At 64.0% G+C, this 15248-nt stretch carries 11 protein-coding genes, 1 tRNA gene and 3 pseudogenes; 12 read left to right on the top strand and 3 right to left on the bottom strand.

The features are described from left to right. The first annotated feature begins 5 nt into the window (after positions 1-5). From D0C15_RS10940 to D0C15_RS10930, 3 genes are all read left to right on the top strand, one after another. Positions 6-1229: a cytochrome P450 gene (locus D0C15_RS10940; protein ID WP_245975702.1), complete on the top strand. Its 1224-nt coding sequence runs from the start codon at positions 6-8 to the stop codon at positions 1227-1229. A 260-nt stretch (positions 1230-1489) separates the two neighbouring features. Then, positions 1490-2890, top strand: a complete 1401-nt coding sequence (locus D0C15_RS10935) for a UbiD family decarboxylase (RefSeq protein ID WP_116043661.1) — start codon at positions 1490-1492, stop codon at positions 2888-2890. Positions 2891-2908: 18 nt separating this feature from the next. Further along, positions 2909-3484, top strand: coding sequence for a UbiX family flavin prenyltransferase (locus D0C15_RS10930; protein ID WP_116043658.1), 576 nt, complete (start codon positions 2909-2911; stop codon positions 3482-3484). A 383-nt stretch (positions 3485-3867) separates the two neighbouring features. Here D0C15_RS10930 and D0C15_RS35010 read toward each other — a convergent pair. After that, a pseudogene (locus D0C15_RS35010) lies at positions 3868-4137 on the bottom strand (transposase); the annotation flags it as partial. On the opposite strand from D0C15_RS35010, the gene D0C15_RS34695 reads away from it, so the two are divergent. The 7 genes and pseudogenes from D0C15_RS34695 to D0C15_RS10895 all read left to right on the top strand — a co-directional run bounded on the left by D0C15_RS34695 (position 4124) and on the right by D0C15_RS10895 (position 12808). After that, positions 4124-4261, top strand: coding sequence for a hypothetical protein (locus D0C15_RS34695; RefSeq protein WP_245975712.1), 138 nt, complete (start codon positions 4124-4126; stop codon positions 4259-4261). The pseudogene D0C15_RS35010 and the gene D0C15_RS34695 sit on opposite strands and share 14 nt — an antisense overlap. A 128-nt stretch (positions 4262-4389) precedes the next feature. Further along, positions 4390-5661: pseudogene (locus tag D0C15_RS35450) on the top strand (IS256 family transposase). A 476-nt stretch (positions 5662-6137) separates the two neighbouring features. Then, entirely contained in the window at positions 6138-6494 is a 357-nt protein-coding gene (locus tag D0C15_RS10915) for a hydantoinase/oxoprolinase N-terminal domain-containing protein (RefSeq protein ID WP_116043652.1), read from the top strand. 511 nt (positions 6495-7005) lie between these two features. After that, complete coding sequence (locus D0C15_RS10910; RefSeq protein ID WP_162830007.1) at positions 7006-8847, top strand: helix-turn-helix domain-containing protein; 1842 nt, start codon at positions 7006-7008, stop codon at positions 8845-8847. Then, the gene (locus D0C15_RS10905) at positions 8840-10078 is read left to right on the top strand and encodes a Zn-dependent hydrolase (RefSeq protein WP_211323161.1); all 1239 of its coding nucleotides are present in this window, start codon (positions 8840-8842) and stop codon (positions 10076-10078) included. The genes D0C15_RS10910 and D0C15_RS10905 overlap by 8 nt, the downstream gene beginning before the upstream one ends. Positions 10079-10323: 245 nt before the next feature. Continuing rightward, on the top strand, positions 10324-11592 hold the full coding sequence (locus tag D0C15_RS10900; protein WP_116043643.1) for a metal-dependent hydrolase family protein: 1269 nt from the start codon (positions 10324-10326) through the stop codon (positions 11590-11592). After that, positions 11585-12808: a hypothetical protein gene (locus D0C15_RS10895; protein ID WP_116043640.1), complete on the top strand. Its 1224-nt coding sequence runs from the start codon at positions 11585-11587 to the stop codon at positions 12806-12808. Before D0C15_RS10900 ends, D0C15_RS10895 begins: the two co-directional genes overlap by 8 nt. Before the next feature lie 333 nt (positions 12809-13141). Here D0C15_RS10895 and D0C15_RS34690 read toward each other — a convergent pair whose 3' ends face one another. Both D0C15_RS34690 and D0C15_RS35680 read right to left on the bottom strand, forming a co-directional pair. Continuing rightward, complete coding sequence (locus D0C15_RS34690) at positions 13142-13723, bottom strand: transposase (protein ID WP_211323160.1); 582 nt, start codon at positions 13721-13723, stop codon at positions 13142-13144. A 79-nt stretch (positions 13724-13802) separates the two neighbouring features. Next, positions 13803-14162: pseudogene (locus D0C15_RS35680) on the bottom strand (IS110 family transposase); the annotation flags it as partial. Positions 14163-14483: 321 nt separating this feature from the next. On the opposite strand from D0C15_RS35680, the gene D0C15_RS34070 reads away from it, so the two are divergent. Then, positions 14484-14549 (top strand) — tRNA-Ser (locus D0C15_RS34070). Positions 14550-14799: 250 nt separating this feature from the next. Continuing rightward, on the top strand, positions 14800-15054 hold the full coding sequence (locus D0C15_RS34990; RefSeq protein WP_051171979.1) for a hypothetical protein: 255 nt from the start codon (positions 14800-14802) through the stop codon (positions 15052-15054). Positions 15055-15248 lie beyond the last annotated feature (194 nt).

The raw sequence follows: 15248 nt of genomic DNA, 5'->3' as shown, positions 1-15248 counted from the left end.
TAAAGGTGGATCGCAGCATGAATATCGTCGCTACCAAGAATGTGACTTCTCCGGTGTGCGATATCGATGCCTATGCGACATCGACCCTGCTCGACCGAGAGCCTCTCCAACGTGCGGTTCGTGAGACGGCGCCTGTTGTGTGGATGCCCCAGAACGGTGTCTATGCCACTGGCCGGTATGACGAGATCCGAGAAGTCTTAGCGAATTGGCAAACTTTCCAAGTTGGCGGTGGTATTGGGTGGCCCAATTACTACAAGGAGAAGCCCTGGCGGCCTCCGGCGAACCCCACCGAAACGGACCCGCCTCACCATGATGCACCCCGAAGGGTCCTGTCCGAGGTTCTCGGTATGCGCACTCTTCGTCGCCTGCGAGAGTCGTGGATGGCAGAAGCTGATTCTTTGGTCGACGAGGTCCTGTTGCGAGGTCCCGAGTTGGATGGCATGAAGGATTTGGCAGCGGCCTATCCATTGAAGGTATTCGCAGATGCCGTTGGTTTGCCGGCGGAAGGGCGCAGCAACCTGCTCGCTTACGGTGACTTGGTTTTCAATGCTTTTGGTCCACAGAATGAACTGTTTCACCAGAATGCGCGTCGGCTTTCGGAGCTGAGCGAGTGGGTCGCCACGATGTGTCAACGAGAAAACCTCCGCGCCGGTAGCCTCGGTGCAACAATCTGGGAGTCGTCTGATCGCGGGGAGATCCTGCCAGAACAAGCGTCACTTACGGTGAGATCGCTGCTATCGGCAGGCATTGATACCACGATCCACGGGATCGCGGCTCTACTTCACGCCTTTGCCACACATCCGGAGCAATGGGCTATCCTGAAGAACGACCCTTCTCTGGCGCGACACGCTTTCGACGAAATAGTAAGATGGGCAAGCCCTTTTCAGGTCGTCTTCCATACAACCTCGGAAGCGGTTGATCTTGGAGGCTTGAGTGTAGGGAAGCATGAAAAGGTCATGCTGTTGCTTGGAGCAGCGAACAGAGACCCTCGCCACTGGGACAACCCCGATGTCTTTGATATAACGCGTGATCCGTCTGGGCACCTCGGGTTTGGTATGGGACTCCACCAGTGCGTAGGACAACACGTTGCACGGCTAGAAGCCGAGGCACTACTCAGGGCGCTCGTCGCACGAGTGAATCGAATAGAGTTGGCTGGCGAGCCGGCGCGGGGGATCAATAACACGTTGGCTGTTTGGGAACGTGTGCCGCTCCGCTTGGAGTTGGCATAAATGATTGAGTCGAGATTGGCCTGCTCAGCAAGACGAGGCCCTTCATGTCGAAATGAGCAAGTAGTGAAGACAATTGTAGATGCTGACGATGATCAATTCCTTGGATACTCAATCAACGCGATCGAGGTCGCCTGCCCTTGGGCGGTGCGATTCGACTCCAGATCCGTGGCCGTGTCCCGGCCCCATCGTGGGGGAGGCGATCGGACTTGGTCCGGTCTGCAGAACGGAAAGCTATCAGCCGATGAGAGTGAGATGTCGCGATGAGCGAACGGGAAATCACCAAGTTACCCCCCGGCGCGGACCTGCGGGGTTGGCTGCGTCGACTGGCCGACAGCGGCCGATTGACCACGCCGCAGGCCGGCCTGGACCTGCGGTTCGAGGTGGCCGCCACCGCGAATGTGCTGGACGGCACCGCGGCGACCTTCTTCCGCGCGCCAGGCGGCAGCGACACCCCGGTGGTCTCCGGGCTGCTCTCCCAGCGGGACTGGATGGCCGAGAGCATGGGCGTCCCCACGGCCGAGGTGGCCCGGGCCTTCGGGGCAGCCTCCGAGCACCCGATCGACTGGGTCGAGGTTCCCGACCCAGCGTGCCAGCAGGTCGTCACCCGTGATGTCGACTTGACCACCCAGTTGCCGATCCCGACGCACAACGAGCACGATTCGGGTGCCTACATCACCGCTGGGCTGTTGATCGCCCGGAATCCGGTCATTGGCCAGCAGAACGTGTCGATCCACCGCTTGCAGGTCACCGCGCCGGACAAGCTCGGCGTCCTGTTGCTGCCGCGGCACACCCTCGCCTTCCTGGACGAGAGCGCGGCAGCAGGCGTGGCCCTTGAGATCGCCATCGTGATCGGCGTGGACCCGCTCACCCTGATGGCCTCCCAGGCGATTGTGCCACTCGGCGTCGACGAACTGACCGTCTCCGGTGCACTGCGCGGGGAACCGCTGCCGGTGACCCGCTGCGTCACCAACGAGGTGCGGGTTCCTGCCGACGCCGAGATCGTCCTGGAGGGGCGGATCGAGGCCGCCGAACGGGCGCCGGAGGGTCCCTTCGGCGAGTTCCCGCAGTACTACGGGGAACGGGCCGAGCGGCACGTGGTCACCCTAGATGCGATCACCACCCGGGAGAAGCCGATCTTCCACACGATCGTCGGGGGCGGGTTGGAGCATCTGCTGCTGGGTGCGCTGCCCCGGGAGGCCACCTTCCTGGTGGAGCTGCAACGTCGCTTCGCCTGCGTGCGCGACGTCCACCTGTCTCGCGGCGGAACCTGCCGCTACCATCTGTACGTGCAGGTCGCCGGGCACAAGCCGGGTGAGGTCACGAACGTGATCTTGTCGGCCCTGTCGGTCCACTACGACGTCAAGCACGTGGTCGTGGTCGATGCCGACGTGGACGTGCACGACCCGATGGAGGTCGAGTGGGCAGTGGCGACCCGGTTCCAGGCCAAACGGGACCTGTTGGTCGTGAACACAGCTCAAGGATCCAAGTTGGACCCGTCGACAGTCGATGGTGTCGGGTCCAAACTGGGTATGGATGCAACCAGTCCGCTGGACGCGTCGGAGATGAAGTTCCTGCGGATCCGGGTTCCCGGCCAGGAGGATCTCACCGTGGACGGCATCCGCGAGGCGGCCGACAACACCCCACCGGTCGACTACTTCTGAGCACGGGGAGGAGGACACATGGCCACGCGTATCGTCGTCGCGATCACCGGGGCGAGCGGGTCGATCTACGGAATCCGGCTGCTCGAGGTGTTGCAAGAGTTGGGAATCGAGAGCCATGTCGTCGCGTCCCCGGCGGGGATGGTGACGCTCCGGCACGAGATCTCCATGGGCATAGCGGACCTGGAATCACGCTGTGACGTCCTGTATCGCTCGGCCGACATCGGAGCGGCCATCGCCAGTGGTTCCTTCCGCACCGATGGGATGGTCGTCGTACCGTGCTCAGTACGGACGATGTCGGAGATCGCCTCCGGGATCACCTCCAGCCTGGTCAGCCGGGCCGCGGACGTCACCCTGAAGGAGCGTCGCCCACTGGTGCTGTGCGTACGGGAGACCCCCCTGCACGCCGGCCACCTCGACACCATGGCACGACTGGCCAACCTGGGCGCCTTCATCGTCCCACCCGTACCCGCCTTCTACACCCGCCCACAGTCCCTCGACGACATCGTGTACCACACCGTGGGACGGCTGCTGGACCATCTGCGCATCGACAACAAGCTCGTTGACCGCTGGTCCGGCACCACCGACCCCCGCTGACCACCGCTCGACGCTGGTCGAGACCCCCCAACGCTGGTCGAGCTTGTCGAGACCGCTCTCTTGGTGGCAGCGGTCTTGATCTTGTTGGCGAACTGGCGGTGGTTGCGGGGCTGCGGTCGGTGGTAGAATCCGGCACGGCTCTGGCCGGTTCTGCTTCGAAAGGTGCGTGGAAGACACTGTTCGGGCTTCCCAGCATGTCCACGCTGCCTCACCCACCACTGGCCGGTTGCGTCCAAGGTTCCCTGTGCGAGCACAGCCAGCATCCTTCCTGAACGCTGATCGTCCGGGTGCTCACGGTCAAGGGCAACCAACCCCGGCTGCGCCGTCAGCTCGCCGGGATACCCTGGCGCGGGGTCGAGTTGTGGGGCGGCTCCGGTGCGGACCGTTGAGAGGTCTTCGGCGAAGGTGACGTCGCGGACCCAGTGCAGGCCGTTCTCGATCTGCCAGTGTCCCCGGATCCAGGCGGCAAGTTCGTGGGGGCGGGCCTGGTGCGGTCCGAGGTCGGTGATCGCGTAGATGGTTTCGGTGCGCCACCGGCCGCGCTGGCCTGATCGGGCGGTCGCCGGTCGGGTCTTGCGGGTGATCTGCAGGGCCTGGACGGCGTGTGGGAACTCGATCCCGGCCGCGACCGTGACGACCTTGATCGTAGTCATGGCCTCGCTGCGGAACCTGGTGATCAGCCTGCACCGCCTCGCCGGAGCCACCAATATCGCCGCCGCACTCCGACATCACGCCCGCGACGCCACCCGACCACTCCAACTACTCATGATCACCTGAGGTGCCCCGAACCTTCCGGACAGTGACCCAACTAAGGTTGGATGGTCTTGGGAAGGGACTGTGTAGCGAACGGTGTTTTTCGGCCCGACCCGGCGGGGTGAGATCCGGCGGGATGGGCACGGAGTGTGATGACTGTTGATGCTGTGACGACACGGGCATCCCAGAAGAAGGCCGCGACACCGGCCGGTGGACAGGAGCGGCTGGTAGCGGCGATGATCGCCCAGGCGCAGGAGCAGGGCGTGGCGTTGACGGGCCCGGACGGGCTGCTCAAGCAGCTGACGAAGACGGTGCTGGAGACCGCGCTGAATGCGGAGATGACCCGAGCACCTCGGCCACGCCAAGCGCCAGGGCGAGCCGGATCGTGAGGGCTCGAATGTGCGCAACGGTGCCCGCTCCAAGACGGTGATCTCGGATGCGGTCGGTGAAGTAGAGGTGGCGGTGCCGCGGGACCGGGAGGGTAGTTTTGAACCGGTGATCGTGAAGAAGCGGCAGCGGCGGCTGGGTAGTGTCGATGAGATCGTGTTGTCGTTGTATGCGAAAGGATTGACGACCGACTCGAATTTCGGCGCATTTCGTTGAGATTTATGGTGCGTCGGTGTCGAAGGATACGGTATCGCGGATCACCGATTCGGTGGTGGCGGAGTTGCGGGAATGGCAGTCGCGTCCGCTCGACGAATGTTACGCCGCGGTGTTTATTGATGCCGTGGTTGTGAAGGTGCGGGACGGTAAGGTCGCGAATCGCGCGTTTTTATGCGGCTGTCGGGGTGACGCTCGAGGGCCGTAAGGACGTGCTCGGCTATGTGGACTGGGAACGGTGGCGAGGGCGCGAAGTTCTGGCTGCAAGTGTTGCAGGACTTGAAGAATCGTGGCATGAAGGACGTGTTCTTCGTGGTCTGTGACGGGTTGAAGGGGCTGCCGGATGCGGTGGTCGATGTGTGGCCCATTTGATGGGGATTCGTTTCGGATGGCGTCGAAGCGTGACTGGGATGCGCTGAAGAAGAACCTGAAGCCAATTTACACGGGGCTGCGACCACTGATGCGGCGGAAGTTGCATTGGACGAGTTGGAGGAGAAGTGGGGTGATTGGCATTTCGCGATCATCCGGCTGTGACGTAATACCTAGGAGGAATTTACTCCGTCCTTGGATTATGATCCCGGGATTCGGCGCGTATTGTGCTCCACGAACGCGATTGAGTCATTAAATGCGCGGTATTGTAAGGCTGCGCGGGCACGCGGGCACTTCCTCACGGAACAAGCAACGCTAAAGTGTCTGTATCTGGTCACCCGGTCCGTGGACCCGACCGGCAAGGGGCAGGCACGGTGGACGATGCGGTGGAAACCCGCTTTGAACGCTTTGCGAAAACGTTCGGTGATCGGTGGCCGGCCGCCGAGAAGTACTAATCACCAGTGCCGAAAACACCGATCTTGTTACAGACCCAGATCATGTCGCATCAACGGTAGATCACCACGTAAGACACGCTCTAAGACAGCCTGGTGTCCGAGCCGCCCCGCCACATGCGCCGGGCGGCGCACCTTCGCCCTGACGGCGAGCCGGTGGCGGAATTCGATGACACCGTCGAGGGGACTGTTCTGGTTCGTCGGACAGGGCGGCTACGGCATCCAGATGGCGGCGTTGGTTCGGACAGCGGGGAGCGGGTGCTGTCGCGGTGAGAGATCCCGCGTGGCTGGCCCGGGTGCCTCAGACAATGCGCCATCTGCAGAACCTGATGGTGTCTCTTTGGCGTCACGGTCGCCCGGTCGCCCATGATTTGGGCCAAGTGCCAAGTATCGGCTAGAGATCTTGGGCTGTGAGCCATAGATGGGGTCGGTCGGGCTTCCTAGCCTGGTCGAAAGCTCAAGCCGGAAGGGGCGGGTTCATGAGGATCACCGGCATGGACATGGATGGAAGGCACATCGATGTCGTCGCCCCCTTTATCTGCAATGGAAAGAGCGCCGTCCACAAGGTCGCGAGCACCTCGCACGATCGTTCCGCCAGTTGGGCGTCCGCCTGGTTGGGTAATCATCTGGACCTCCTGACGCACCGCACCACGGTCGCCACCGATGTGCTGCTCCGACGCAATCGCGTGCCGACCGGTCTGATCACGACGGCCGGATTCTGTGACATCCTGCAGATCGTCGGCACCGGCGGTCGCTCCATTGCCCGATCAGTCAGCAGATGCCGTGGCAGTACCAGGCGCTCAGCCGCACGCAGGCACCGCAAGGGCGCGGGATAGGCCGGTGCGCGAGATCGAGCTTCTGCCGCCGGGCATGGTGAACCTCGAGGGCGACGGGAACTGCTATTCGCGATGGGGCGCGTTCGGTGGGCAGAACAATCCGCCCGGCGACGGCGACTTCGCGTACGCAGACGGCTCCGTGGTAAGGCTCCCCTCGAAGCTGCAGGCAGCCAGGGCCGCTACGGGGCAGGTGGTCCGCACGCCGAGCCAGTGGGGTGGGGCTACGACGATCCATTCGAACACGCGCCCGAACTCGTGCTGTCGGATGTGCTCGACGACTACCTCCGTCTGGAGCCGGCGCGATTTCGCTGCTGGGCTGTGCACAACGAGACCGACGTGGACGGGAAGGACACGGGCCGCACTGCGAGAACAGCTCAGTGGTCGTCGACTCCGCCGAGCGCCAGCCGCCGCGGGGCTCGGCACCCTCGCCTACGGCGAGGTGAGGCCGCCGTCCGTCCTCGTGACCCAGTTCACTGACGTCAAATCCGGGCATCATGTGCATGATGAACCGATGTCCGAAGGCGAGGAGCCCACGGGGATCGATCGACTCGAGGCAGTCATCGAGATCAACCGATCCCTGGCATCCACCCTGGATGCCGATGCGTTGACCCACCGAATCCTTCGGGAGGCGATCCGCATAATTCCGGCTGCCGACGCCGGGGTGCTGCTGCTGTACGAGCCAGACCGTGAGCGGCTCGTGGTGCGCCACGCGATCGGTTTTGGTCCGAGCATCTACAAAATCGAGCTGGCGCCGGGGGAGAGCCTGACCGGGCGTGCTTTCAAGGAACGAAGGTCGGTGCTGTATCAGACGAAAGAAGCGCTGATTCCGCAACAGGACCTTCCGCCCGACAGCCACCGGTTGCTGGCCGACGCGGCGGGCGGGGTCGAATTTCCGCATAGCGCGCTCGTTGCCCCACTGCTGACCATGGACAGACCTATCGGCGCGATGATCGTGGAGAACTTCTCGGCGCCCCGGGTGTTCAGCCAGTTCGATCTGCGCCTGTTCGAGGGCCTCGCGCAGGGCGCGGCGGTCGCCATGGTCAACGCGCAATTGTTCACCTCCGAGCGTGCGGCGCGCGTGCGTCTGGAAACTGTGAACCAGCTCGTCAGCGAACAGCGCGATCAGCTGGAGCGGCGGGTGCAGGTGCAGGAGTCGCTCGCTGACATCGTCCGGGAGGGACTTTCGGCTCACGCGCTCGTCGCTCGGCTGGCCAGATTGTGCGGTGTGAGCGTGTTCCTGTGCGACGCGTTGCGAACTATCCGCACCGCCCAGCCGCCGACGGACGCACTGACCCTGACCGGTATCGACGACGAGCATCGGGATTCGATCTCGGCTGCGCTGAACGAAGCGGAAATGACCCGCAGCCCACAACGCGCGACGCTGGGCGACAATGTGCTTTTCGTCGCGCCGATCCCCGGGGGCTCCGAGATCCTCGGATTCCTGTGTGCATTGTTCGGCGACAGCGGGCCTGACGAGGTGCATGCGGCTGCCGTTTCCTCGGCCGCACACATCGCCGCAACCGAATTCGTGGAGCGCCGTGCCCGCGAGGAAGGCCACATCCGCGCCGAAGCGGACACCCTCGAACTGCTGATACAGGGAAAGGCGCCGAATGCGCTACGTGCACCCTATCTGCTGGCCATCGGCCGCATTCATCACGACATCCGTGGAGAAGCGAAGGTCAACCAACGGCAGTTACGCGCACTCCTGGCGTGTGCGCAACGCGAATTCCCTGATGAGCTCGGCGCCGCAACGGTGCGGGGAGATCATGTAGTTCTCGTGTGGGCGGAGCCGCGCGACGATGTCCAGAAGCGGTTGCGCATCACTTTGGAACGTTTCGCCATGCTGGAGGCCGACTGGTACGCAAGCTTCGTGATGTCGGATCTGATCGACGCCGTGTCCGAGTTCGCAGACGCCTTCGGGGAGGCGCGCCTGGTCGCCGAACTGCACCGGCGGGTCGGAAACGTTCAATCCGTGTGTGCAGTACGCAGCCTGGGAGCCTACCGACTCATTTTGCGCAGCGCTGGCGCCCGGGAGGTCCTGCGGTTGTGCGAGGACACGCTAGGTGAGGTCCGGCGGTACGACCGGCAGCGACAGACGGCAATGGTGAAGACACTGCGCGCCTACCTTGACCACGGTGGTTCTACCAAGGCTGCCGCCCACGCCCTGTCCGTGCATCCACACACCGTGCAGTACCGCCTCGGTCGTCTCGAAAAGCTTTCCGGCCTGCGGCTATCAGTCCCGCAGGAGCGGCTCACTCTCGAACTGTGCCTGCGCATTCTGGACAGCGCATCGCTGCCCGATGACCTGCGCCTTGGTCACCGCCCGAACACCCTGGAGGGCCCCAGTGCCTAATTCCCTACCGGAAGTCACCGCACATCGGATGGACGAGTTGGTCACCGCGCTCGGCGAGGTGGGTGAGCAGCCCGGCGGCGGTTTGATCCGTTTCATGTACGACGACGCCTGGCGCACGGCCGGCGAGCTGGTCGCGCGCTGGATGGGAGAGGCGGGTCTGCAGGTCCGCACGGACGCGGCGGGAAACGTGTTCGGCAGGCTGCCCGGTAGCGAGAGCCAGTCGACGGTGCTCACCGGGTCACACATCGACACTGTGCGGCTGGGAGGCAGGTACGACGGCGCCCTGGGTATCCTTACTGGGCTTGCCGCGATCGAAGCGCTGATCCGAACCTGTGGCAGGCCTCGGAAGTCACTCGAGCTCGTCGCCCTGTGCGAGGAAGAGAGCAGCCGCTTCGCCGCGAACTTCTTCGGCTCGCGCGCCATGCTCGGGATGATCTCCGCCGATGAGCCCGAAAGCCTGCGCGACGCCGACGGTGTCACGCTCGCCTCGGCGATGACGCGGGTCGGCCTCGACCCGACGACGATCGGGTCGGCGCGTCGCAACGACGTCGAGGCATTCGTCGAGCTGCACATCGAGCAGGGGCGGGTGCTTCAGGACGAGGGTAGTCAGATCGGCATCGTCTCGGCCATCACCGGCCTGCGCTGGTTCGACGTCGCCGTTTCGGGGCGGGCCGACCACGCCGGGGCCACACCGATGAACTTGCGTCGTGACGCCATGCAAGGCGCCGCCGAGATGACCCAGGCCGTGACCACTCTCGTCGAGGCCGAGGGCTGGCCCGCCGTTGTGACCTGCGGCGCGTGGCAGGTGCTGCCGGGTGGGGTGAACATCGTGCCTGAACGGGTCACGTTTTCGATCGACCTGCGTCACCCTCAAGAGTCGACGCTCGAGCGCCTCGCGGGACTCATCCGTCGAGAATGCGTGTGGATCGCGACCCGGCGAGCCCTGGCTGTGGGAATCAACGACACCAAGTGCGTGCCGCCGGCGCCAATGGACGAGTCGATGCAGAAGCTGGTCAAGCAGGCGGCTGAGGAGCACGGGGTTTCCGCACGTCCAATTCCCAGCGGCGCTGGTCACGACAGTCAGATGTGGGCGCCGCACGTGCCCACCGCGATGATTTTCGTGCCCAGTGTGGACGGACGGTCACATTGCCCTGAGGAGTACACATCGGCTGAGGAGTGCGCGATGGGGGCATCTGTACTCGCCAGCACTCTGCGGAAGCTCGCCTACTGACTTGAGAATTAAGGAGTGTCTTGTCCTTTCTGGTTATCAACCTGAACGTGACGACAACATGACCGCCGCCCGGAAGTTCGCTCACAACCCTGTGATCGACACCATCGAAGCGGCCACGCACATTGCCGTTCCTGGTCGCCCACCGGTTCCCGAAGCTGGGCGGACCCCAAAGACGCGAACCTGAAGCGAATCGTCGTTGTGGTCGACCGCACCAAACCGTGGGGAGACCGAAAGGTGAATAATTCATGAGCTATGTTGTCCTGCGCGGTGCCACGGTCTTCGATGGCAGCGACTTCCTCCCTGGCCCTTCCGACGTTGTCTTCGCCGATGAACGGGTGCTCGAGGTCGGGCCGGGCCTCGCAGGCTCCGACGCCTACGTCGGCGCCACCGTCGTGGACTGCTCCGGGAACACGGTGCTACCAGGCCTCATCGACCTCCACGTCCACATGGCGTTTTCGAACCCAGGCTCACTGAACGCCTTCGTCGAACCCTTCTCACTGCAGTTCTATAAGTCCGTCAAGCATCTGGAGGCCACCCTGCGGGCAGGGGTGACGACTGTGCGAGACGCCGGCGGGGCGGACCTGGGCACGAAGATGTCGGTGGAGCAGGGCATGATCCAGGGCCCGAGAATGCGCATCGCGGTCTCGATCATGAGCCAGACCGGTGGCCACGGTGATCAATGGATGCCTTCAGGGGTGCACTCCCCGGCATTCAGCTCGCATCCGGGCCGCCCTAGCGGCGTCGCCGACGGTGTGGAAGAGGCCCGCAGGGTCGCCCGGCAGATCCTGCGTGCCGGCGCCGACCAGATCAAGATCTGCTCAACGGGCGGAGTGCTCTCGCCGGCCGACGATCCGCGGCACGCGCAGTTCACCGAGGAAGAAATCAGGGTGATCGTCGGGGAGGCCGCGGTCCAGGGCCGCTACGTCATGGCGCACGCACAGGCCGCCGCAGGCGTCAAGAACGCGCTGCGGGCAGGGGTGCGCAGCATCGAACACGGCATCTACCTCGACGACGAGGCGATCGAGCTGTTCCTCGAGCGAGACGCTTACCTGGTGCCGACCCTCGCCGCGCCGCTGGCGGTCATCAAGAAGGCCGAGGCCGGCGGAAGCGGACTGCCCGCCCCGATTATCGAGAAGGCGCGGCTGGTGGTCGAAAGCCATCGCGAGTCCATCGCCAAGGCGGTAGCGGCCGGAGTGCGTATCGGCATGGGCACGGACTCCGGGGTGGGCGTGCACGGGGAGAACCTCGAGGAGCTTTGCCTGCTAGTCGACGTCGGCATGGATCTGACCGCTGTGCTGCGTGCCTGCACCTCGGTTGCCGGTGAGCTCATCGCGCCCGAGAACTCGATCGGGCGCCTGGCTCCGGGCTTCCTCGCCGACGCCGTGGTACTCAAGGGCAACTTGACCACTGCGGAGCAGCTCGCCGACCTTCCGGCGATGGTCCAGCAGGTCTGGAAAGACGGGCAGATACGGGTCGATACCCGCACCCTGCGAGCGGAGCTCGCCCATGCTTGACACTCCGGTCTACGCGGCCACGGCGATCCTGCTCCTCATCGCGGTGAGCGAGGTGGTGTCGATCATCACCAAGGCCTACGTTCCCTCGCTGCTCGTCGCGATCGCCGGTTACCTGCTCCTCATCTGGACCGGGGTGTTCCCCGCCGATCTGCTGCCCGCCTCGACGCTGGCCGCTGTCGGCTCCCTGCTGATCGGCGCGGTCATCACGCACATGGGCACGCTGATCCCGTTGAGCCAGATCCGGTCCCAGTACAAGGCGATCCTCATCGCCCTGGCAGGGGTGCTGGTCGCAACGCTGTTGTTGCTGGCGATCATCACCCCGTTCTTCGGCTATGACCACGCGGTGGCGGGGGCCGGCCCGGTGACCGGAGGCATAATCGCCTACGTCCTCACCGCGGATGAACTGCAGGCCCTCGGGCTGAACAGCCTGGTGGTCATCCCCGCGATCATCCTCGGGCTGCAGAGTCTCTTGGGAATCCCGCTGGCGAACGTGCTGCTGAGGAAGTACGCGACAAGGATCAGAGCAGCAAACCTCGTCCGCCACGAGACAACCACCGCCGACACCGGCGCTGGCGACTCCTTCGCCGTTCCGGAAGAAGTTCCGATCATCCTCGGTGGCGGGGAGCCGCAGAGCCCGCGCCGGGGGCTGCAGTTGATCCCCGAACGGTTCCAGCAATCGGCAGTCCTCCTGCTGCTGTTGTTCGCAGGAGCCAGCCTAGCCACCTGGCTCGGGTCGGTTACCGGAATCAGTTACAGCATCTTCGCCCTCTTTCTAGGTCTGGGCGGAAGGCTTCTCGGCCTCTTCCCCGAGCGGAGCATGGAGCGAGCCAACAGCTTCGGTTTCGGAATGGTCGCCGTCATCATCGTCGTGCTCGCCAGCATGAGCAGCGTGACTTGGGCCGACGTGATCCGCGCCATCGGTCCGGTGATCGTCATTCTGGTCGTCGGCGCTATCGGCATCATGATCGGCGGCGCGGTCGTCTCTCGGCTGTTGAAGTGGGATATGTACAAGGGCATGCCTGTGGCGCTCACAGCCTTGTTCGGGTTCCCTGGCGACTTCATGCTCTGTCAGGAGATCAGCCGGTCCGTCGGGCGCACGGAGCAGGAACGCAAGGAAATTCTCGACGAGATCCTGACGCCGATGCTCGTCGGCGGCTTCACCACGGTGACTACGTCGTCGATCCTTGTCGCCTCCATCCTGGTCACAACGCTCTGAGAGACTGTTGGGTAACCGATCGGGTACGAATCGTGGTTGTGATGTTGATCGTGGTCTCCGTGTCGGTGTAGCCAGCGTGATCATCCCCCCGGATCGCGTTGGGTGTGCAACTGCCAAAGTGGCGGGGATGGTCGGCGCCCATGCTATCCGTCCAGTTTCTCCGACCGGGTAGGCGCGGTCCTCCAGCCGCAATCCATCGCCTGAACCGGAAGCACGGGGCCTATCACGCGAACGGCGCCTCTCTGGTCAAGTTGATCTTGTGTGTGGGTTGTATGGTTGGGTTGGCGGGCTCGGGAAGTGACTGGTCCGAAGAGCTGGCAGCCGGGGTTTCAGTCAGCCGCGCTGGACGATAGAGCCGCCCCCGAGTGTCCTCCCGGGCCCGCCGCCATTGTGCTGTGCATCGCGGAGCAGCCGACGGTAGGCAGTGTCGGAGAGGCGTCGTTTCAGGCATCGCATGGCTTCCTTGCGTCCTTTGCCGGCCGCGCGTTTGCGCTGGTAGTAGGCGCGTCCGTCGGTCTGGTGGCGGATTTGGGACAGGGCCATCATGTGCAGAGCGTGGTTGAATTGGCGGTCTCCGGCGCGGGAGAGCCGGTGGCGAACGACATCGCCACTGGATACTTCGATGTGTGCGGTGCCGGTGTAGGAGGCGAACGCGGCCGCCGAGCGGAACCGGTGGATGTCACCGACCCGGGCCAGGATCTTGCCAGCGAGCCCTATACCGATGCCGTACAGACTGGTCAGTGTGGTGCTGGTGTGCGTGACTGCCGTGGCGATGTCGGTGTCGGCGGTGGAGATACGCTGGCCGAGACGGCGGATTTCGGCAACGAGGTCGACCGCCAGGAGGCGTAGTGTCTTGGCGGCGATATCGCGGGGCCGGACGGTGCGCAGCAGTGCGGCGGCGGTGTCTGCTCTCAAGTTCGTGGGGTGCACCGGCGGGAACCAGCTTGGTGAGCAACACGTGCAGCCGGTTGACGGTCTGGGTGCGGGATCGGATCAGATCGTCGCGGTGTTCCACTACCGCGCGCAAGGCGGTGATGGTCTCGTCCACTACCGAGGACTGCAAGCCGGCCGCGGTCATGGCGGCGATGCCGACCGATACCGCGTCGGTGTCATCGTTCTTGCGACCGTGGCCGGTCGAGAGCGTACGCACGCGGGCGGCCAGTTTTGCTGGCACATCAACGATATCGATGTTGTCGGCGTGCAGACGCGTCGCAAGCGCAGCGCCGAGTCCGCCGGCTCCTTCCATGCCCCACGTCGAGTGCGGCCAGCGGCGGGCGAAGCGTCGCAGTTGCCGGTAGCCGTCCCGGCTGACCGGAACCCGCAGCGTCGCCAACGGTTGCAGCTTCGCGTTCACCGCGGCCGCGGTCCACGACGCTTTGTGTGGATCGATCGCGATCACGACCTGATCTGATTGCAAAGTCAGCTGTGCCAATGGAAACCTCCTCCACCGAACCAATATGGAAGCGAGGAGGGCACACCAACTTTCGGCTACGCAAGCCTCTCTTCAGCCACTCCACGCCGAGCATTCTCTGACAACGGGTGCTGGGCTTCACGCGGTTATGTCTGGAGCAGTCGTGGAGCCCAGGGGCGTGTTGAACGGCGGGGCAACTGCACCCAACAGCAATCATGGGCAGCGTTTGACTACGGGATTCTCGACTTGCTACCGTTGGCCTGCGGACTCAGAGTGATGCTAACCTCACTGGCAGTGAGGGGGTCAGGGGTTCGAGTCCCCTTAGCTCCACCCTAGGGGTCTTACTAGAACAAGTGCCTGAATGAAGGCCACGAAGTAGGACCGCGACGCCTGAAGGCGAGCAAGGACCACCCGCATTGCGGGTGGTCCTTTTGATTGTGCCCTCCGCGCTGGTTGCTGCGGTCCGCTGACCTTGGATGGCGTGGAGCTCGGCGAAGGGCTCACGGAGCTCACCCTCTGTGATCTTGTCGTCCTCGATGTAGAGGGTGTGGAAGATAGCTTGGTTGAGTAGGCGGCGCTGTTGGTCGTTGCAGCGTCGGTACAGCTGGTCGGGCTGTTCGAGGAGAGCAAGGCCGGCGTTGACGAGCTGGGCGCTGTCGGTGAGGTCGGCGTTGGCTGTGTGCAGGCGATCCTCCAGCCGGCGGCGCTCGCGGGCGATGTCGCGCAGCTTCTCCTTGACTTTGGTCTGCGGCAGCGTGCTGTCGGCTGCGAGGTCGATCAAGTTCTCCTCCTTGGTGTCGAGTTCCTTGAGTTGTGCGGTGATCTGCTTGCGTAGCAGGCGTGCGGACTTTTCCTGCTCGCCGAGCACGGCATCGATCTGGTCGCGCATGTCAGTGATGAACGGCTGGCTGAAGCGAATCGCGGAGTAGTGGCGCTCGACAGCGTCCTCGACGAGCGTGACGTTGACGTGGGGTGCTTGGCACAGCCCCTTTTGCCGGCCGCGGCAGAAGAAGTACAGGTACTCGGCGC

Source organism: Amycolatopsis palatopharyngis (assembly GCF_003385185.1).
Classification (GTDB): Bacteria; Actinomycetota; Actinomycetes; order Mycobacteriales; family Pseudonocardiaceae; genus Amycolatopsis; species Amycolatopsis palatopharyngis.
The sequence above is the reverse complement of the archived record's forward strand: the minus strand, read 5'-3'. Positions and strand labels throughout refer to the sequence as shown.

Bases quoted from the DNA above. Each gene is read 5' to 3' on its own strand.
- D0C15_RS10935 (WP_116043661.1), top strand. From the start codon at position 1,490: ATGAGCGAACGGGAAATCACCAAGTTACCCCCCGGCGCGGACCTGCGG.
- D0C15_RS10930 (WP_116043658.1), top strand. From the start codon at position 2,909: ATGGCCACGCGTATCGTCGTCGCGATCACCGGGGCGAGCGGGTCGATC.
- D0C15_RS10915 (WP_116043652.1), top strand. From the start codon at position 6,138: ATGAGGATCACCGGCATGGACATGGATGGAAGGCACATCGATGTCGTC.
- D0C15_RS10910 (WP_162830007.1), top strand. From the start codon at position 7,006: ATGTCCGAAGGCGAGGAGCCCACGGGGATCGATCGACTCGAGGCAGTC.
- D0C15_RS10900 (WP_116043643.1), top strand. From the start codon at position 10,324: ATGAGCTATGTTGTCCTGCGCGGTGCCACGGTCTTCGATGGCAGCGAC.
- D0C15_RS10895 (WP_116043640.1), top strand. From the start codon at position 11,585: ATGCTTGACACTCCGGTCTACGCGGCCACGGCGATCCTGCTCCTCATC.